Source organism: Burkholderia pyrrocinia, from assembly GCF_001028665.1.
Taxonomy (GTDB): Bacteria; Pseudomonadota; Gammaproteobacteria; order Burkholderiales; family Burkholderiaceae; genus Burkholderia; species Burkholderia pyrrocinia.
In genome coordinates this window covers 630,149-648,002 of the sequence record NZ_CP011504.1, presented here as the reverse complement: position 1 = coordinate 648,002, position 17,854 = coordinate 630,149, and the positions used below count along the sequence as shown (strand labels likewise).

Below are 17,854 nucleotides of genomic sequence, written 5' to 3'. Positions count from 1 at the left end.
CGGCGGCAGGTTTCGAACGAGGAGCGGATCGTGACTGTAGAAAAAGTGGCGTTGATCACGGCGGCGGGCAAGGGCATGGGCGCGGCGATCGCGCGCGAACTGGCGGCGACGGGCTATCGCGTCGCGCTGATGTCGCCGTCGGGCAGCGCGGTGGCGCTCGGCGAGGAACTGGGCGGGTTCGGCATCCAGGGCTCGGTGACGGAAGAAGCCGATATCGACCGGCTCGTACAGGAGACGGTCGCGCGCTACGGCCGGATCGACGCGGTCGTGAACAACACCGGCCATCCGCCGAAGGGCGAGCTGCTGGCGATCACCGACGACAACTGGCACGCAGGGCTCGACCTGATCCTGCTGAACGTCGTGCGCGTGATGCGCCGCGTGACGCCGATCTTCCAGAAGCAGGGCGGCGGCGCGGTGGTCAACATCTCGAGCTTCGCGGCGGATGCACCCGAGCAGCCGATGCCGGTGTCGTCGGCGCTGCGCGCGGCGCTGAGCGCGTGGACGCGCCTCTACGCGGAGCGCTATGCGGCCGAGAACATCCGGATGAACGCGGTGCTGCCGGGCTTCATCGACAGCTGGCCGGAAACGCCGGAGATCGTCGCGCGCATTCCGGCCGGCCGCTTCGGCAAGACCGGCGAGATCGCGAAGACGGTTGCGTTCCTGCTGTCCGACGGCGCGGGCTACATCACCGGGCAGAACATTCGCGTCGACGGCGCGATCGTCAAGGCACTCTGAGCGTCGTATCGGCGAGCGGCGGCGCGGGCCGCTCGCCGCGCAGCAAATACAAACGCGTACAAATCAGACAAATCCGCGATACCTCGAACCTTTCAAATTGGCGACGCCGCGTGACCAGGGCGCGCCGGATTGAAAGCCAAGGCGCGATCCAGCGCGCGGCATGTTCACTTTCCACTTCGGGAAAGGAGATGCCGGACGATGTCTTCCACACCGTTTTTCCCGATGCGTCGCCACCTGCTGGCCACGTCGGTGGCGGCCGGGGTATCGGCGATGCTACCCACCGCGCTGCATGCCGCGACCGGCGGCAGCGGCATACGCCCGTTCACCGCGCACATTCCACATGCCGGCGACGGTGCCGCCGGATATCGCGACGCTGCTCGCGACCGATTCGCCCGCGCCGGCTTCGCTGTCGCCGAAGGAGAAGGCCGCGTACGAGAAGCTCGCGACGTTCTATCGCGACAACTGCGGCTACTCGGCGATGATGGTTACGCGTCCGCAGACGGTCGGTTATGCGCTCGCCGATTCGCCGTCCGGGCAGGCCGCGTGGATGGTCGACAAGATCTCGCAGTGGACGTACAGCGGCGACGTGCCCGAACGCGCGATCCCGCGCGACGAGATTCTCGACGACATTTCGCTGTACTGGCTGACGAATACCGCGACGTCGGCCGCGCAGATCTACTGGGAGGATCACTCGAACAACTTCAACGCGGTGGATATCTCGCTGCCGGCCGCGATCACGGTGTTTCCGGGCGAGATCTACCAGGCGCCGCGCAGTTGGGCCGAGCGCAGTTATCACAACCTGATCTACTTCAACGAAGTCGAAAAGGGGGGGCATTTCGCGGCATGGGAGGAGCCGGAATTGTTCGCCCGCGAAGTACGCGCCGGGTTCCGGCCGTTGCGGCGCGGGTAAGCGCGGGTCGAGTGGCGGGCGCGGGCTGGCTTGCGTGCGGCTCGCGTTTGTTTTCGTTCTGTCGACTGTGTCGAGCTGGGCCGATCAGCCGCGCGGCCCGCCGAAAACCGTCGTTTCCCGCACGATTTTTGAATCGCTGTGTGTCGTGTTCGCACACAGATACGTTGGGATACAAAGCCTCCGGATCGTTCGGATATAAAACCGGTGAAGCGATTCACACGGCCGCGCGGTGTCATCCGCCGCCGCTGCGAACGGCGATACCGGAGCGCCTGCACGTGCCGCGGGCCCCTTCCTTAGCGATCGACAATGGAGAACGAGTCATGCCTGATACCGTGAACACCCGCCGCCGCCTGATCCTGGGTACGGCGCTTGCGGGCCTGAGCCTCGCCGACCTCGGGTTCGGCAACCTGGCGCGCGCGCAGTCTGCGCCCGATGCACCGGCTGCGAAGGGGGCGGCCGGCGTTGCGTCGCTGGGCACGATCCACCAGATCGACGCGGGCGTGCTCAACGTCGGGTATGCGGACCTCGGGCCGAAGAAGGGCCCCGTCGTGTTCCTGCTGCACGGCTGGCCGTACGACATCTATAGCTACGCCGAAGTCGCGCCGCTGCTGGTCGCGGCCGGTTATCGCGTGATCGTGCCGTACCTGCGCGGCTACGGGTCGACGACGTTCCGCTCGGCCGATACGGTGCGCAACGGCCAGCAGGCGGTGACGGCCGTCGACATCGTCGCGCTGATGGATGCGCTGAAGATCGACCGCGCGGTGTTCGGCGGCTACGATTGGGGCGCGCGCACGGCCGACATCGTCGCGGCGCTGTGGCCGCAGCGCGTGAAGGCACTGGTGTCGGTGAGCGGCTACCTGATCGGCAGCCAGGAGGCGAACCGCAAGCCGCTGCCGCCGCAGGCGGAACTGCAGTGGTGGTATCAGTTCTATTTCACGACCGAGCGCGGCGAACTCGGCTACGCGACGAACCGCGATGCGTTCAACAAGCTGATCTGGAAGCTCGCGTCGCCGAAGTGGCAGTTCTCCGACGAAACCTATGCACGCACGGCTGCGTCGTTCCAGAACCCCGACCACGTGGCCGTCGTGATTCACAACTATCGCTGGCGCCTCGGGCTTGCGAAGGGCGAAGCGCAATACGACGACATCGAGCGGCGTCTCGCCGCCGGGCCGGCGATTACCGTGCCGACGATCACGATGGAAGGCGATGCGAACGGCGCGCCGCATCCGGAACCGGCCGCCTACGCGAAGAAGTTCACGGGCAAGTACCAGCACCGGACGATTACCGGCGGCATCGGCCACAACCTGCCGCAGGAAGCGCCGCAGGCGTTCGCCGACGCGATCCTGCAAGTGGAGCACCTGTGATGCGGGCGGGCGGTGGCATCCTGCGTCGCGGCACGGGCCGCGCGCTCGTCGCGGGCGCGCTGCTGGCCGGCTCGCTGTCGGCCAGCGGCCCGGCCGCGTTCGCGGAACAACCGAATCCGGCCGCGTCGCCGATCTATGGCGTGACGATCCCGCCCGGCTACCGGAAGTGGGAAATGGTTGCGCCGGCCGAAGAGGCCGCGCCGCTCGACGAGCTGCGCGTGGTGCTCGGCAACCCCGTCGCGATGCGTGCGCTCGAACAGGCGACGCTGCCGTTTCCGGACGGCACGATCCTCGTGAAGCTCGCGTACAAGCGCAAGCAGTCCGACGAGTTCGCGCCGGCGACGGTGCCGGGCCAGGCGACGACCGTGCAGGTGATGGTGAAGGATTCGCGTCGTTATGCGTCGACGGGCGGCTGGGGTTTCGGGCGCTTCATCAACGGCGTGCCGGCCGATATCGGCCAGCATCAGACGTGCTTCGCGTGTCACCAGGCACGTGTGAAGAACCACGATTACGTGTTCACGCGGCTTGCGCCGTGACGTGAAGAAACAGGCTTGACGGAAAGGCGTGCCGCGCGAGGCACGCCTTTTTTTTGTGGTGCGTGTACGGCGCGTGTGTGTTGGAGAGCACGTCGGCAGGCGGGTTTGTATCGCACTGTATCTGCGGCCGTTCCGGAAAAACTGGCATGCAGAAAGCACCGGTTTCGGAAACATGCCGGATACGTGGGCGGGTTCTACTGTCGACATGCAGGAAACGTTCGATGCCAGACGTTTGCACCGGATGCCAAGTGATCGATACCCCAACTTCCGTCAAGGAGAACACTCATGAAAGCCGCCCGAATCCTCGCTGTTGCCGTCCTCGCCGCCATCCCCGCATTGTCGTTCGCCGATACCGGCCACGGCCTGACGCGTGCCGACGTGCGCGCCGAACTCGTCCGGCTCGAGCAGGCCGGCTACAACCCGGCCCGCAGCGAACCGCATTACCCGGACGATGTCGCCGCCGCGCAGCAGGTCGCGCGTTCCGACCAGAACGGCCCGTCGAAGTCGCAGGGCGACACCGTGGCCGATGCGTCGGCACCGGCAAGCCATCGCGACGCGGCACAGGCGCGCGCGTCGCAGCGCGCCATCGACGACCTGTACGCGCATTCGTGATCCGTTGCCGCGCCTGTCGCAGGCAGGCACGGGCCGCTACCGCAGCATTTCATGTGATTGATACAACAGAGAAAGGAGATTGACGATGGCCGGTTTGATGAAACGGGTTCTGGTATCCGCCGCGGTGATCGGCGGACTGTTCGGTGCGGTCGCGGCGCAGGCCGCGCCGAAGGACGACCTGAAGGGCACGAATGTCGTGCTCGTGCACGGTGCGTTCGCCGACGGGTCGAGCTGGAACCGCGTGATTCCGCTGCTCGAGGCGCGCGGGCTGCATGTGGTGTCGGTGCAGAATCCGCTGAGCTCGCTCGCCGACGATGCGGCCGCGACGAAGCGTACGATCGACGAGCAGAAGGGGCCGGTCGTGCTGGTCGGCCATTCGTGGGCCGGCGTCGTGATCAGCGACGCGGGCAACGACGACAAGGTGAAGTCGCTCGTCTACGTCGCGGCGTTCGCGCCCGACAACGGCCAGTCGATCGCCGACGTCACGCAAGGGCTGCCGGCACCGGCATGGGCCGGTGAACTGCGCAAGGACGCGGGCGGCTTCACGCGGCTGTCGGACAAGGCGATCGCGCAGGATTTCGCACCGGACCTGCCGCCCGCGCAGCAGCGCATCGTTGCGGCGACCCAGGGGCCGTGGTTTGGCGGTTGCATCTCGGAGAAGGTCGAGCAGGCCGCATGGCACGCGAAGCCGTCGACGTTCGTCGTCGCGACGCAGGACCGGATGATCGATCCGAAGCTGCAGGAAGCGATGGCGAAGCGGATCGGCGCGACGGTCGCGCGCGTGAACGGCAGCCATGTCGCGATGCTGAGCCAGCCGAAGGCCGTGGCCGATGCGATCATCGCAGCGGCGGAGCGTGCGAAGCACGACGCGCAGTGAGCGGATGCGGCGCCGCGTCTTCGTCGAAGCGTGGCGCCGAGAGTGATCGTGATGTCCTTCCTCAAGGAGAAGTGATGACGCATCTCTGGCAACTGTCGGCAAGCGAACTCGCGAAACGCGTGCGGCATCGCGAGGTGTCCGCGCGCGAAGTGGCGGATGCCGTGCTCGATCGTCTCGACGCGGTGAATCCGGCGATCAACGCGGTGATCGAACACCGGCCCGACGACGTGCGGCGGCAGGCCGATGAAGTCGACCGCGCGATCGCACGCGGCGACGATCCCGGCCCGCTCGCGGGCGTGCCCGTGACCGTGAAGATCAACGTCGACCAGGCGGATTTCGCGACGACCAACGGCACGCGCCTGCAGGAGAACCTGATCGCGCGCGCCGACAGCCCCGTGGTCGGCAACCTCAGGAAGGCCGGCGCGATCCTGCTCGGCCGCACCAATTCGCCGACGTTCGCGCTGCGCTGGTTCACGTCGAATCTCGTGCACGGCCACACGCGCAATCCGCGCAATCCGTCGCTGACGCCGGGCGGGTCGAGCGGCGGCGCGGCAGCGGCCGTCGCCGCCGGGATCGGCCCGCTCGCACTCGGCACCGACATCGGCGGCTCGGTCCGTTACCCGGCCTATGCGTGCGGCGTGCACGGGATCCGGCCGTCGCTCGGGCGTGTGCCGGCGTTCAACGCATCGTCGCCCGAGCGTGCGATCGGCGCGCAACTGATGTCGTCGGCGGGGCCGATCGCACGCACGATCGACGATCTCGCGCTCGCGCTGCGTGCGATCGCCGCGCCGGACCCGCGCGATCCGTGGCACGTGCAGGTGCCGTTCGACGGGCGCGAAGTGCCGAAGCGCGCGGCGCTGTGCGTGCGTCCGGGCGGCTTGCAGGTCGTGCCCGAAGTCGAGGCCGCATTGCGCGATGCCGCGCGCCGGCTCGTCGATGCGGGCTGGACCGTCGACGAGATCGACGATACGCCGCCGATGCGCGAGGCTGCGCTGCTTCAGGAGCAGCTTTGGCTTGGCGACGGTTTCGATGCGTTGTCGAACGCGGCCGCGAACGACGGCGATCCGGGCGCGGCGGCGGTGATCGCCGCCGTGCGCGACAAGGTGCGCGACCTGCCGGCCGACGTGATCAGCCGCGCGCTCGTCCGGCGCACTACGCTGACGCGGCAATGGCGGCAGTTTCTCGACGAGTATGCGGTCGTGCTGCTGCCCGTGTCGTCGGAACTGCCGTTCCCCGACGATCTCGACCGGCAGGGGCCGGACGGGTTCGAGCGTGTGTGGGAGGCGCAGCTCACGCTGCGCGCGCTGCCCGCGATGGGGCTGCCGGGGCTGGCCGTGACGACGGCGCTCGTGAACGGCGTGCCGGTCGGCGTGCAGGTGGTCGCCGCGCATCATCGCGAGGATCTGTGTTTGCTCGCGGGGCGCGACATCGAAGCGCGTGGCGTGCCGGTCGCGCCGGTCGATCCGGTGCAGTGATGGATTGACGGGCAAGCGAGTGCATCGGCGATGCCGTTCGGCATCACGCCGATGCCTGTCGCTCGCCGGTTGCCTTTCTTTGAATCATCCAGGCATGCGCAGCGACGCATGCACTCCATTTCGGATTCCATGACAACGCGCCACACGCCGCGTTGATCGTCTCCCGCCACTCCTTTCAAAACCCTTCGATGCGCGGCATCGAACGGCCATCGTCCCGCATTTCCCGACCGCAAGCGACCCCGCGCCGATAGCGCGCCTCTGCTATTGCATTCCTCGCGCCGCTGATTAGGAAATGAATTTTTATTGGTTCTGCTTCCAGATACGCGCTCGCATAGTGGCGCTGACGGCTATAGACAGCACGCAAGCTGCACCAGCCGCATTCCCGGTGTTTTTGATCATACGAATCTGCGAAAACGAGGAAGTGTCATGACGGTTGCATTGGAAGAACGAACCGCTGCGCAGCAGGCGCTCGAAGACGCTCGCGCGGCGGCCGCGTCAGCCGGCACGCCCTACGCGGGCGGCGTCGCGCCGGAAGCCGCGTGGGCGCTGTTCTCGGCCGGCGACGCATTGCTGGTGGACGTGCGCACCGCCGAAGAACGGAAGTTCGTCGGCCACGTGCCGGAGTCGCTGCATGTGCCTTGGGCGACCGGCACGAGCCTGACGCGCAACCCGCGCTTCGTGCGCGAACTGGAAGCGAAGACCGGCAAGGACGCGGTGGTGCTGCTCCTGTGCCGCAGCGGCAACCGGTCCGCGCAGGCGGCCGAAGCCGCGACGAAGGGCGGATTCAAGCGGGTATTCAACGTGCTCGAAGGGTTCGAGGGCGACCTCGACGAAGGACAGCATCGCGGCGCCCACAACGGCTGGCGCTTTCGCGGCCTGCCGTGGGCGCAGGACTGATTCACGGCCGATACAGGGAGAAGTCAGCATGGCCGCATTCGACATCGACGACATCGTTCAATCGCTGCAGACCGTCCGCCGCGCATGGCGCGAGAAGCAGCGTCGCTCGCTCGAACCGGGCGGGCGCGACCTGCCGGCGCGCGAGGCGCTCGCGCAGATCGTCGGCGCGCTGAAGGGCGTGCTGTTTCCGATGCGGCTCGGGCCACCCGACCTGCGCCAGGAGAGCGAGAACTTCCATGTGGCCCATGCGCTCGACGCGGCGCTGAACGCGCTACTCGCACAGGTCACGCTCGAGTTGCGCTACGCGGCGCGCCAGCGCAATGCCGACGGGCCGATCGACAACGTCGACGGGGTGGCTTCGACGGCCGTGCAGGCGTTCGCCGCACGGCTGCCCGAGATTCGCCGGCTGCTCGACAGCGACGTGCTCGCCGCGTTCCACGGCGATCCGGCGGCGGGCAGCGTCGACGAGGTGCTGCTGTGCTACCCGGGCATCCTCGCGATGATCCACCACCGGCTCGCGCATGAGCTGTACCGGCTCGGTTTGCCGCTGCTCGCGCGGATCATCGCCGAGCAGGCGCATGCGGAAACGGGCATCGACATTCATCCGGGCGCGCGCATCGGCGCGGGCTTCTTCATCGATCACGGCACGGGTGTCGTGATCGGCGAGACCGCGATCATCGGCGAGCGCGTACGCGTGTACCAGGCCGTCACGCTCGGCGCGAAGCGCTTCCCGCGCGATGCGGCCGGGAATCTGGAGAAAGGGCTCGCGCGCCATCCGATCGTCGAGGACGACGTGGTGATCTATGCGGGCGCGACGATCCTCGGCCGCGTGACGATCGGGCGCGGCGCGGTGATCGGCGGCAACGTGTGGCTCACGCAGGACGTGCCGGCCGGCGAGAACGTCACGCAGGCCGTGCTGCGCAGCGAAGCGAACGCCGCGCCGCGCGCGGCGGCGCGGGTCGCCTAGGAGGCGCGATGAGCGACCTCATTCATCACTTCGGCGCCAACGTGCGCAGGCTGCGCGAAGCGCGCACGTGGTCGCAGGAGCAGCTTGCCGAGCATGCGGGGCTGAACCGCTCGTATGTCGGCGAGATCGAGCGCGGCGAGGCGATCGCGTCGATCGTCACGGCCGACAAGATCGCGCGCGCGTTCGACGTGTCGATCTCGACGCTGCTGCCGGGCGCATACCTCACCTGAGGCCGTACAGCTTCGTTTCCTTTTCGGTTGCGCGACATGACGGCTATAGCATGTTGAGCCGGCAGGTGCGTGCTTCCGATAATCCCCTCGCGTCATAAGCAATCCCGTTTTTCATCTTAAGAACCCGGAGCCACACATGTCGACCGTTGCAAGCGGCACGGCCGCGCTGAGCGATCACGCCGCCCGCCAACTAGCGAACGCTACCAAGACCGTCCCCCAGCTTTCCACGATCACGCCGCGCTGGCTGACCCATCTGCTGCAGTGGGTGCCGGTCGAGGCCGGCATCTACCGCCTGAACCAGGTGAAGAACCCGGAAGCCGTGCGCGCCGCATGCACGCAGCTCGAGGACGAAAGCGTGCTGCCGCAGACCTTCGTGCCTTACGAAGAGCAACCGCGCGAATACTTCCTGAACGCGGTGAGCACGGTGCTCGACGTGCATACGCGGATCTCCGATCTTTACAGCAGTCCTCACGACCAGATCAAGGAACAGCTGCGCCTGACGATCGAGACGATCAAGGAGCTGCAGGAAAGCCAGCTGATCAACAACCCCGACTACGGGCTGCTGGCCAACGTGACCGACGAACAGCGGATCTTCCCGCTGACGGGAGCGCCGACGCCGGACGATCTCGACGAGCTGCTGACGAAGGTGTGGAAGGAACCCGCGTTTTTCCTCACGCACCCGCTCGCGATCGCCGCGTTCGGCCGCGAATGCACGCGGCGCGGCGTGCCGCCGCCGACGGTCAGCCTGTTCGGCTCGCAGTTCCTCACGTGGCGCGGCATTCCGCTGATCCCGTCGGACAAGGTGCCGGTCGCGGACGGCAAGACCAAGATCCTGCTGCTGCGCGTCGGCGACAAGCGGCAGGGCGTCGTCGGCCTCTATCAGCCGGGCGTCGCGGGCGAGCAGGGGCCGGGCCTGTCGGTGCGCTTCATGGGGATCAACAACCAGGCGATCGCGTCGTACCTGATCTCGCTGTATTGCTCGCTCGCGGTCCATTCGCCGGATGCGCTGGCTGTCCTCGATGACGTCGAAATCGCCAAGTTCCATGACTATCCCGACACCTACCGTTAATCCCGGCCTGGCCGGCGGCGACGCGCACGCGCTGCCGCACGCGCCGCTGCCGGCGGGCTTGCCCGACCCCGCGACGCTGGCGCGGCTCGCGTCCGAGTTCTTCGCGACGCCGCCCGGGCAGGCCACTGCTCCCGGGCTGTCGGCCGGCAGCGGTGCGGTCGGCGGCGTGCCGTCGGCGTTGCCGGCTGCCGCGCCGATCCTCGCGTCGGTGAGCAACCCGGCGCCCGGCGGTTCGCCGCTCGCGGGACCGGGCGGCACGGGCACCGGCGTGCCGGGCCTCGCGTTGCCGCAGGGCAAGGCGCCCGGCACGAACCTCGCACCGTCCGCGCCGACGCACGTGCTGTCGCTCGGCAATCGCGTGCCCGCGCTCGCGCCGCATGCGGCCGCGCAGAACGGGCTGCCCGACAACGCCGTGTCGATCGCGCCGGCGCTCGAGCCGCGCATCGGCGGCGCGGCGCTCGGCGTGCCGCAGGGGAATGCGGCGGCATCGGAAGGCGCGGTGAAGGCAGCGCCGGCTGCGTCGCCGTACTACTTCACCGACGGTTCGCTGCAGGGCTGGCAGGCGACGCCGCAGGACATCGTCGTGCCGTCGAACGACCTCGCGTCGCCGGAAGCGTTCGGGTTGCCGGGCGACGACGCGCTGCGCGACCTGCTCGCCGTGCATCGCGACGTGCCGGTTTCCCGCGCATCGGGCGCGGACGTGCAGCGTTACTTCATCGACGATACGCATGCAACCGAACCGCAAGGCCAGTTGCATCGCGGCGCGCACCCGCCGTTCGACGTGAACGCGATCCGCCGCGATTTCCCGATCCTGCAGGAGCGCGTGAACGGCAAGCAGTTGGTCTGGTTCGACAACGCGGCGACGACGCACAAGCCGCAGGCCGTGATCGACCGTCTCGCGTATTTCTATGCACACGAGAACTCGAATATCCACCGTGCCGCGCATGCGCTGGCCGGTCGCGCGACGGATGCGTACGAGCATGCGCGGGACACCGTGCGGCGCTTCATCGGCGCTTCGTCGCCCGACGAGATCGTGTTCGTGCGCGGCACGACCGAAGCGATCAACCTGATCGCGAAGACGTGGGGCGTGCAGAACGTCGGCGAAGGCGACGAGATCGTCGTGTCGCATCTCGAGCATCACGCGAACATCGTGCCGTGGCAGCAGCTTGCCGCGCAGAAAGGCGCGACGCTGCGCGTGATTCCGGTCGACGATTCGGGGCAGGTGCTGCTCGACGAATACCGGAAGCTGCTCAACGACCGCACGAAGATCGTGTCCGTCACGCAGGTGTCGAACGCGCTCGGCACCGTCGTGCCGGTGAAGGAGATCGTCGAGCTTGCGCATCGCGCGGGCGCGAAGGCGCTCGTCGACGGTGCGCAGTCGATCTCGCACATGCGCGTCGACGTGCAGGCGCTCGATGCGGATTTCTTCGTGTTCTCCGGGCACAAGATCTACGGGCCGACGGGCATCGGCGTCGTGTACGGCAAGCGCGCGATCCTCGACGACATGCCGCCGTGGCAGGGCGGCGGCAACATGATCGCGGACGTGACGTTCGAGCGCACGGTGTTCCAGCCGCCGCCGAACCGCTTCGAGGCCGGCACCGGCAACATCGCGGACGCGGTGGGGCTCGGCGCGGCGCTCGACTACGTGACCCGCGTCGGCATCGAGAACATCGCGCGCTACGAGCACGACCTGCTCGCGTATGCGACGAGCGTGCTCGCGCCGGTGCCGGGCGTGCGGCTCGTCGGCACCGCGCGCGACAAGGCGAGCGTGTTGTCGTTCGTGCTGAAGGGCTATGAAACCGAGGAAGTCGGGCAGGCGCTGAACGAAGAGGGCATCGCAGTGCGCTCGGGGCATCACTGCGCGCAGCCGATCCTGCGGCGTTTCGGGCTCGAGGCCACGGTGCGGCCGTCGCTCGCGTTCTACAACACGTGCGACGAGGTCGATGCGCTCGTTCGTGTGGTGCGGCGTCTCGCGACACGGCGCTGACGTCGTTCGCTTGCGGCGGCCCTTGCGGGTCGCCGCAAGTGACTTCCCGCTACCCGATCAGAATCGCACGACCTGCTTCTGCTCGACGCTGAAGCCGTCGCGCAGCACGCACGCGGAATCGGCGAAGTAGCGGCGGGTTTCCGACAGCAGGTCGGTATTGCCGCGACGGCAGAACACCACGCCCGACCCTTCCTCGGTCAGCAGCTCGTCGATCAGCGATTCGGGTTGCCCGATATCGGCGAGATGGACGTTCTGCACGCCGTGCGCGAGCGCATCGAGCGCCTCCCGCACGCAGGGCGCTGCATCGGCGGCCGGATGCTCGGCGAGCCATTGCTCGAGTTCCGTGATGCCATACAGCCCCGCGAGTTCGCCGAGTTCGCGCAGCAGCGCGCTTTCGACCATCATCACCAGCGTGACGGCGCCCGTGCGCTGCGCGAAGAGACTGCCCACCCGTTCCGGGCGCAGCAGGCGATCCTGGCCTGCGTCGTCCGGCGCGACCGGCATCACCACGGGCACCAGCCCGTTCCCGAGAAATGCGTTCAACGCGGCGCCGTCGAATTGCGCGACCGGGCTCGTGTTCGCGCGGTCGGATTCGGCGCCGGCGACCAGCAGGCCGCCGTCGTGGCCGTCGATGCCGATCGCCTTGGCGCCGTGACTGCCGATCAGGCGCACCAGCTCGTGGTTGACGTCGGCCATCGCGGTGCGCGCGGCCTGGACGGGTTCCGTGCCGGACGCGGCCGGCACGCCCTGCACGACGACCGGACGAATGCCGGTGAGCGCGAGCAGCGCGACATCCTGCGCGAATGCGTGGCGAGCGTGCGTATCGCTCGCGGCGCCGTTGTCGACGATGACGACGGTCTGCCCGTGCAGGGCCTGCATGAACGGCAGCGAGCGAGCCAGTCCGGCCACGCGCCGTGACGTAGGAGTGGGACTTTCAGGGTCTGGGAACATGGGGATCCGAAAGGATGAAGGGAGTGCCTGTCGCCGCACGATGCGGCGTCAGTGCGTGCGTTGCATGAGCCGATGAATTTCGTCGGGCGTCTGCGCGTCGCGCGACGCCTGCCGGAACGGGCGTTCGCTGAAGCACCGCGCCGCGTCGGCGAGCAGTTCGAGATGTGCGCGGTCGTCCTCTTTCGGCAGGACCAGCACGATGAATTCGCGCACGGGCTTGCGGTCCGGCGCGTTGAACGCGAACGGGTACAGCGCGCGAACGAATAGCGCGACGGCCGAGCCGAGCCCGTCGACACGCGCATGCGGAATCGCGACGCCCTGGCCGAGGCCGGTCGAACCGAGCTGTTCGCGCTTCGTCAGTTCGGACCGGATCCGTTCCGCAGAAATGCCGCTGCAGCGCGCGACGTATCGCGCGGCGAGGTCGAACAACTGGATCGCGCTTTCGACCGGCACGTCGAGCAGGATGTTGTCCGGCGGACACGCATCGGCCAGCCGGGCCGCGGGCGGCAAGCCGCCGCGTCGGTGGGGAAGGTCGGGGTGGCCGCCGATGGCGGCCTGCTGCGTTTGCATGCGGATCTCTCCGTGTCGTGATGACAGGGAAATCCTAGACACATCCGCGTAAAGACGGTGTCAGAGACGCGGGGGCCCGGCATTAAAATTTCGTATCGATTGCGGCGTGGCTCGCACCGCGCACCCGATACTGACGTCATCACGTGCCCGACAGGACGAACGGCAGCGTCGTCAGCAGAAAGACCGAAATGCCGACGACCGGCGCGCCGAACGCGATCGCTGCGAACGCCACCGCGGCGCTGGCCAGCACGAGCGTTCTCGACCGCCGGCGGTGCCGGTCGTGCGCCGTTGCCTTGTCTTCGCGGATGGCATCGGCCCGCGCGCCGATCACGTGTTTCCAGAACGTCAAGCCAAGCATGATTGCTCCTGTATGAAAGACGACCGAGACGGGGCGCGCGATGTGCCGTGCGCGCGTGTCAGCAGCGCTTGAGCTTCAGCACGCGCGAGATCTGACCGGGCGTGAAGCCGCTGTTGCGCACGTAAGGCGCACAGTCGAGCGGTGCGGTGAGCGATTCGCTGACGACGTACTGGCCGACGAAGCGGAACGCATCCGTTTCCATCTTGATGAACACCGGAATCGCATCGCGTTGCGCGGCGAGCGTCCTGCCGGCCGCGCGCGCGGATGCGCTGCCGTCGCAGAGGATCACGTCGGGTGCGTGCGGGTTGAGGTCCGTGCGCAGGCAGGCGGCCACGACCTTGCCGTTCTTCGTCGGCAGGAATGCCTGCTTGCTGCCGCCGCATGCGGTATGGATGAATTCGCGCGTGTACTGCTTGTCGATCTCGAACATGGCCGGGCTCCGGTATCGGAAATTTCCGTGAATGAAATCAGGTATGCAAAGCAATGTGACCGGATCGGTATGCCGGATGCGGGCAGGCGATCGGTCATCGCCGGGGCGGCGGAGCGATGGCGCGTCGTTGCAGGGGATTTGTCGCGAGCCCACGCCTGAGCGCACGATGCGCGATGACAGCATCGATGTCGTATTCAAGCGTGCGCGGATGTGACTACGGCGCGCACCGCCCGCCTGTCGGCAGGACGGTGGCTCGGGAAAGCGAGGCGCAGGCGTCCTGCCCGTCAGGCAGAAAAGCAACTCGGGGGACGAGGACTTCGGATGCGCATGTCGCGTGCTCGGTGGTGGATTGCGAACACATTCTAGTGAACGCACGCGCGGCGGCAAGTAAAAAGGTCGTAAAGGTTGCGGGATTCGCACGACAGGGGGCTGCCTGGCAGGTGACGAATGGTAACGGCGTGGTGCTGTCGATGTCCGTGTCGGCCGGTTGCGGCAGCGTCAGTCAGCCGTGCAACGGTGGAAGACACAGGCCGCGTCGATGCGACGACACGCCGACGCGATTCACGTGCATGCCGAGTCGAATGATTCGCATGATCAAACGAAAAAAACGCGTGACGACTTCCGTCGCCACGCGTTGCATGTTCCCGCAAAGCCGCGCGTTTGCCGTCGAACCGGCACGCACGGCGCGTCGTCAGAAATCGAACCCCGGCCCGCCCGCACCCGGGCCGCCCGGCGCCGCGGCCGGCGCCGCATCCTTTGGCGCTTCGAACACGGTCGCATCGGTCGTCAGCAGCAGCCCGGCGACCGACGCCGCGTTCTGCAGCGCAGTGCGCGTGACCTTGGTCGGATCGAGCACGCCCGATTCGACGAGATCGCCGTACTCTCCTGTCTGCGCGTTGTACCCGAAATTGCCCGAGCCTTCCGCGACCTTCGCGACGACGACGCTCGCTTCCTCGCCCGCGTTCGTGACGATCTGGCGCAGCGGTTCCTCGAGCGCGCGCAGCACGATCTTGATGCCCGCATTCTGGTCGGCATTCACGCCCTTCAGTTCGCGGATCGCCTGACGCACGCGGATCAGCGCAACACCGCCGCCCGGCACGATGCCTTCCTCGACGGCCGCACGCGTTGCGTGCAGCGCGTCGTCGACGCGATCCTTCTTCTCCTTCACCTCGATCTCGGTCGCACCGCCGACCTTGATCACTGCGACGCCGCCCGCAAGCTTCGCGACACGTTCCTGCAGTTTCTCGCGGTCGTAGTCCGACGTCGCTTCGTCGATCTGCACGCGGATCTGCTTCACGCGCGCTTCGATGTTCTTCGCATCGCCCGCACCGTCGATCACGGTCGTGTTTTCCTTGCCGACCTCGATGCGCTTCGCCTGGCCGAGTTCGGCGAGCGTCGCTTTCTCGAGCGTCAGGCCGGTTTCCTCGGCGACGACCTGCCCGCCGGTGAGGATCGCGATGTCCTCGAGCAGCGCCTTGCGGCGGTCGCCGAAGCCCGGCGCCTTGACCGCGACCGTCTTCAGGATCCCGCGGATGTTGTTCACGACGAGCGTCGCAAGCGCTTCGCCTTCGACGTCCTCCGCGATGATCAGCAGCGGCCGGCCCGACTTCGCGACCTGTTCGAGCACCGGCAGCAGGTCGCGGATGTTCGAGATCTTCTTGTCGTGCAGCAGGATGTACGGGTTCTCGATCTCGGCGATCTGCTTGTCGGGATTGTTGATGAAGTACGGCGACAGGTAGCCGCGATCGAACTGCAGCCCCTCGACGACGTCGAGTTCGTCGGCGAGCGACTTGCCGTCCTCGACGGTGATCACGCCTTCCTTGCCGACGCGGTCGATCGCCTCGGCGATGCGCTGGCCGATCGATTCCTCGCCGTTCGCGGAGATCGTCGCGACCTGCGCGATTTCCTTGCTCGTGGTGGTCGGCCTGCTGATCTTCTTCAGCTCGTCGACGGCCGCTGCGACGGCCTTGTCGATACCGCGTTTCAGGTCGAGCGGGTTGAGCCCGGCCGCGACGTATTTCTGGCCTTCGCGGACGATCGCCTGCGCGAGCACGGTGGCCGTGGTCGTGCCGTCGCCGGCCGCGTCGCTGGTGCGCGACGCGACTTCCTTCACGAGCTGCGCGCCGATGTTCTGCAGCTTGTCCGCGAGTTCGATTTCCTTCGCGACCGACACGCCGTCCTTCGTGACGACGGGCGCGCCGAAGCTGCGTTCGAGCACGACGTTGCGGCCCTTCGGCCCGAGCGTGACCTTCACCGCGTTCGCGAGAATGTTCACACCTTCGGTCAGCTTCGAACGTGCGACGTCGCTGAAAATGATTTCCTTCGCTGCCATGATTGCGCTCCGTTATTGATTGACGACCGCGACGATGTCTTCCTCGCGCAGGACGAGGAATTCATTGCCGTCCACCTTGACGGCCTGGCCCGCGTACTTGCCGAACAGCACGCGTTCGCCGACCTGCAGGTCGGGCACGATGCGCTGGCCGTCCGTGTCCTTGCGGCCGGGGCCGACGGCGATCACTTCGCCCTGGTCGGGCTTCTCGGCGGCGCTGTCGGGGATCACGATGCCCGACGCGGTGGTGGTTTCCTGATCGAGTCGCTTCACGATGACGCGGTCGTGCAAGGGGCGTAGGCTCATCTTTTCGTCCTGTGCTGTTCTGTCGAAATTGGCTGGCACTCTTTGGGAGAGAGTGCTGACGAGTATAAAAACGCTCGACGGCGCGATCCAATAACGGATTCGGAAAAGCATTTGCGCGGATGCGCTATGGACGGGAGACGGGAGGGGGAAGTCAGATCAGCAGCGATACCGTCCTGAACAGCGCGAGATCCTCCTTGCGCGCGGATCGCGCATGCTTGCGGATCACCTGCAGCAGGCAGTCGATGAAGCAGCGTGCGGCGTCGCTCAGCGTGCTGCTGCGGCGCGTGACGATCCCGAGGTCGCGCGGCTCGAACGTCTCCTTCAGTTGCAACGGCCGCATCCGTTCGCCGAATGGCGGCACGGCCGCGAGTATCGTCGGGCACCACGTGCACATGTCGGCCTGCTCGAGCATCGTCTGCAGCATCGCGACCGACTGCGCCCGCACGATGCGCCGTTCGTCGATCCGTGCGCCGTGGCGCGTGAACAGGTAGTCGACGAGCGCGGCCTGCCCGTCGGCCGCGAAATTCAGCACCCAGTCGTTGTCGAGCAAGTCGTGGATCGATCGTGCGCGTTCGTGCGGATGGCCGGCGCGCACCATGACCGACGTCTCGTAGCGCAGCATCGGCTCGAACGCGAACTCCTGCGTGCCGCCCGGTTGGACGTGCCCGAGCGCGAAATCCATGCTGCCGTCGCGCAGCAGCGGCTGTGCGACAGCCATCAGCGCTTCGTAGAGTTCGAGGCGTACGTCGGGCATCTGCTCGCGAAAACGCAGCACGGCTTCTGCGAGGAACGTCATCGTGAGCCACGGCGTGACGCCGATGCTCAGCCGCCCCTCGACGCGGCCGCGCATGCGTTCGAGATCGCTCTGCGCATGTTCGAGCTGCTTCAGCACGAGCTTCGCGTGCGTGAGCAGCGTCTTTCCGTATTCGGTGAAGCCGATGCCTTCCGGCGCGCGCACGAGCAGCGGCAGGCGCTCGCTCGCCTCCAGCTCGCGCAGCGCGCGCGTGACGGCCGCCTGCGACAGCCCGAGCGTGCGTGCCGCGCCCCGGATGCTGCCGGCCTCCGCGCTCGCGACGAGCGCCTGCAACTGATGCAGCTTGATGTTGCTCATGGTGCGATACCCGACAACGAAAGGTTGTCATCATAACGAAACCGCGGCTGGTCGCCGGGATTTTCGCTGCATACGATTCGGCCACGATCGGTCATCCGGGCGATCGACAACCGGAACGCATTCAGGAGAATCGGGGTTGG

Annotated in this window: 19 protein-coding genes and 1 pseudogene; 12 read left to right on the top strand and 8 right to left on the bottom strand. The window is 67.3% G+C overall.

All coding sequences use genetic code 11. The features are described 5' to 3' along the window. Positions 1 to 30: 30 nt before the first annotated feature. On the top strand, positions 31 to 735 hold the full coding sequence (locus ABD05_RS19110; RefSeq protein ID WP_039354670.1) for an SDR family oxidoreductase: 705 nt from the start codon (positions 31 to 33) through the stop codon (positions 733 to 735). Here the strand turns inward: ABD05_RS19110 and ABD05_RS38515 are convergent. After that, positions 722 to 946: a hypothetical protein gene (locus ABD05_RS38515; RefSeq protein WP_162489611.1), complete on the bottom strand. Its 225-nt coding sequence runs from the start codon at positions 944 to 946 to the stop codon at positions 722 to 724. The two genes, ABD05_RS19110 and ABD05_RS38515, sit on opposite strands and share 14 nt — an antisense overlap. Before the next feature lie 126 nt (positions 947 to 1,072). On the opposite strand from ABD05_RS38515, the pseudogene ABD05_RS19105 reads away from it, so the two are divergent. The 11 genes and pseudogenes from ABD05_RS19105 to ABD05_RS19055 form a co-directional block, all read left to right on the top strand. Continuing rightward, positions 1,073 to 1,645, top strand: a pseudogene (locus tag ABD05_RS19105) (epoxide hydrolase); the annotation flags it as partial. A 320-nt stretch (positions 1,646 to 1,965) separates the two neighbouring features. Next, positions 1,966 to 3,009: an alpha/beta fold hydrolase gene (locus tag ABD05_RS19100; protein WP_047901717.1), complete on the top strand. Its 1,044-nt coding sequence runs from the start codon at positions 1,966 to 1,968 to the stop codon at positions 3,007 to 3,009. Then, positions 3,009 to 3,545, top strand: coding sequence for a cytochrome P460 family protein (locus ABD05_RS19095; protein ID WP_047901716.1), 537 nt, complete (start codon positions 3,009 to 3,011; stop codon positions 3,543 to 3,545). The genes ABD05_RS19100 and ABD05_RS19095 overlap by 1 nt, the downstream gene beginning before the upstream one ends. Before the next feature lie 285 nt (positions 3,546 to 3,830). Further along, positions 3,831 to 4,157 (top strand): DUF4148 domain-containing protein, encoded by a 327-nt coding sequence (locus tag ABD05_RS19090; RefSeq protein ID WP_047901715.1) that lies wholly within the window; start codon positions 3,831 to 3,833, stop codon positions 4,155 to 4,157. A gap of 85 nt (positions 4,158 to 4,242) precedes the next feature. Further along, positions 4,243 to 5,034, top strand: a complete 792-nt coding sequence (locus tag ABD05_RS19085) for an alpha/beta fold hydrolase (protein WP_047901714.1) — start codon at positions 4,243 to 4,245, stop codon at positions 5,032 to 5,034. Positions 5,035 to 5,108: 74 nt separating this feature from the next. Next, positions 5,109 to 6,509: an amidase family protein gene (locus tag ABD05_RS19080; protein WP_047901713.1), complete on the top strand. Its 1,401-nt coding sequence runs from the start codon at positions 5,109 to 5,111 to the stop codon at positions 6,507 to 6,509. Positions 6,510 to 6,935: 426 nt separating this feature from the next. Next, positions 6,936 to 7,406, top strand: a complete 471-nt coding sequence (locus tag ABD05_RS19075) for a rhodanese-like domain-containing protein (RefSeq protein WP_047901712.1) — start codon at positions 6,936 to 6,938, stop codon at positions 7,404 to 7,406. A gap of 28 nt (positions 7,407 to 7,434) precedes the next feature. After that, positions 7,435 to 8,373, top strand: a complete 939-nt coding sequence (epsC, locus tag ABD05_RS19070) for a serine O-acetyltransferase EpsC (RefSeq protein WP_047901711.1) — start codon at positions 7,435 to 7,437, stop codon at positions 8,371 to 8,373. 8 nt (positions 8,374 to 8,381) lie between these two features. Beyond that, positions 8,382 to 8,603, top strand: coding sequence for a helix-turn-helix domain-containing protein (locus tag ABD05_RS19065; protein ID WP_047901710.1), 222 nt, complete (start codon positions 8,382 to 8,384; stop codon positions 8,601 to 8,603). A 136-nt stretch (positions 8,604 to 8,739) separates the two neighbouring features. Beyond that, positions 8,740 to 9,672 (top strand): family 2A encapsulin nanocompartment shell protein, encoded by a 933-nt coding sequence (locus ABD05_RS19060; RefSeq protein WP_006479760.1) that lies wholly within the window; start codon positions 8,740 to 8,742, stop codon positions 9,670 to 9,672. After that, a complete protein-coding gene (locus tag ABD05_RS19055; protein ID WP_047901709.1) occupies positions 9,647 to 11,659 on the top strand; it encodes a family 2A encapsulin nanocompartment cargo protein cysteine desulfurase in 2,013 nt (670 codons plus the stop codon). Before ABD05_RS19060 ends, ABD05_RS19055 begins: the two co-directional genes overlap by 26 nt. A gap of 57 nt (positions 11,660 to 11,716) precedes the next feature. Here the strand turns inward: ABD05_RS19055 and ABD05_RS19050 are convergent, their stop codons facing one another. From ABD05_RS19050 to ABD05_RS19020, 7 genes are all read right to left on the bottom strand, one after another. Then, on the bottom strand, positions 11,717 to 12,610 hold the full coding sequence (locus tag ABD05_RS19050; protein WP_047901708.1) for an amino acid kinase family protein: 894 nt from the start codon (positions 12,608 to 12,610) through the stop codon (positions 11,717 to 11,719). 48 nt (positions 12,611 to 12,658) lie between these two features. Continuing rightward, positions 12,659 to 13,180, bottom strand: a complete 522-nt coding sequence (locus ABD05_RS19045) for a PTS sugar transporter subunit IIA (RefSeq protein WP_053059953.1) — start codon at positions 13,178 to 13,180, stop codon at positions 12,659 to 12,661. 139 nt (positions 13,181 to 13,319) lie between these two features. Then, positions 13,320 to 13,538: a hypothetical protein gene (locus ABD05_RS19040; protein WP_231944088.1), complete on the bottom strand. Its 219-nt coding sequence runs from the start codon at positions 13,536 to 13,538 to the stop codon at positions 13,320 to 13,322. Positions 13,539 to 13,596: 58 nt separating this feature from the next. Further along, a complete protein-coding gene (locus tag ABD05_RS19035; RefSeq protein ID WP_047901706.1) occupies positions 13,597 to 13,968 on the bottom strand; it encodes a DUF6697 family protein in 372 nt (123 codons plus the stop codon). 691 nt (positions 13,969 to 14,659) lie between these two features. Next, entirely contained in the window at positions 14,660 to 16,300 is a 1,641-nt protein-coding gene (gene groL, locus ABD05_RS19030) for a chaperonin GroEL (RefSeq protein ID WP_047901705.1), read from the bottom strand. A 12-nt stretch (positions 16,301 to 16,312) separates the two neighbouring features. Further along, positions 16,313 to 16,603 carry a co-chaperone GroES gene (locus ABD05_RS19025; protein ID WP_011694564.1) on the bottom strand — a complete coding sequence of 97 codons (291 nt, stop codon included), beginning with the start codon at positions 16,601 to 16,603 and terminating at the stop codon, positions 16,313 to 16,315. A 151-nt stretch (positions 16,604 to 16,754) separates the two neighbouring features. After that, entirely contained in the window at positions 16,755 to 17,714 is a 960-nt protein-coding gene (locus ABD05_RS19020; RefSeq protein ID WP_047901704.1) for a LysR substrate-binding domain-containing protein, read from the bottom strand. Between the last annotated feature and the right edge of the window lie 140 nt (positions 17,715 to 17,854).

Bases quoted from the DNA above. Each gene is read 5' to 3' on its own strand.
- ABD05_RS19065 (WP_047901710.1), top strand. From the start codon at position 8,382: ATGAGCGACCTCATTCATCACTTCGGCGCCAACGTGCGCAGGCTGCGC.
- ABD05_RS19045 (WP_053059953.1), bottom strand. From the start codon at position 13,180: ATGCAAACGCAGCAGGCCGCCATCGGCGGCCACCCCGACCTTCCCCAC.
- ABD05_RS19085 (WP_047901714.1), top strand. From the start codon at position 4,243: ATGGCCGGTTTGATGAAACGGGTTCTGGTATCCGCCGCGGTGATCGGC.
- ABD05_RS19025 (WP_011694564.1), bottom strand. From the start codon at position 16,603: ATGAGCCTACGCCCCTTGCACGACCGCGTCATCGTGAAGCGACTCGAT.
- ABD05_RS19050 (WP_047901708.1), bottom strand. From the start codon at position 12,610: ATGTTCCCAGACCCTGAAAGTCCCACTCCTACGTCACGGCGCGTGGCC.
- ABD05_RS19020 (WP_047901704.1), bottom strand. From the start codon at position 17,714: ATGAGCAACATCAAGCTGCATCAGTTGCAGGCGCTCGTCGCGAGCGCG.
- ABD05_RS19075 (WP_047901712.1), top strand. From the start codon at position 6,936: ATGACGGTTGCATTGGAAGAACGAACCGCTGCGCAGCAGGCGCTCGAA.
- ABD05_RS19040 (WP_231944088.1), bottom strand. From the start codon at position 13,538: ATGCTTGGCTTGACGTTCTGGAAACACGTGATCGGCGCGCGGGCCGAT.
- ABD05_RS19060 (WP_006479760.1), top strand. From the start codon at position 8,740: ATGTCGACCGTTGCAAGCGGCACGGCCGCGCTGAGCGATCACGCCGCC.
- groL (WP_047901705.1), bottom strand. From the start codon at position 16,300: ATGGCAGCGAAGGAAATCATTTTCAGCGACGTCGCACGTTCGAAGCTG.
- ABD05_RS19100 (WP_047901717.1), top strand. From the start codon at position 1,966: ATGCCTGATACCGTGAACACCCGCCGCCGCCTGATCCTGGGTACGGCG.
- ABD05_RS19080 (WP_047901713.1), top strand. From the start codon at position 5,109: ATGACGCATCTCTGGCAACTGTCGGCAAGCGAACTCGCGAAACGCGTG.
- ABD05_RS19055 (WP_047901709.1), top strand. From the start codon at position 9,647: ATGACTATCCCGACACCTACCGTTAATCCCGGCCTGGCCGGCGGCGAC.
- ABD05_RS19095 (WP_047901716.1), top strand. From the start codon at position 3,009: ATGCGGGCGGGCGGTGGCATCCTGCGTCGCGGCACGGGCCGCGCGCTC.
- ABD05_RS19035 (WP_047901706.1), bottom strand. From the start codon at position 13,968: ATGTTCGAGATCGACAAGCAGTACACGCGCGAATTCATCCATACCGCA.
- ABD05_RS19090 (WP_047901715.1), top strand. From the start codon at position 3,831: ATGAAAGCCGCCCGAATCCTCGCTGTTGCCGTCCTCGCCGCCATCCCC.
- epsC (WP_047901711.1), top strand. From the start codon at position 7,435: ATGGCCGCATTCGACATCGACGACATCGTTCAATCGCTGCAGACCGTC.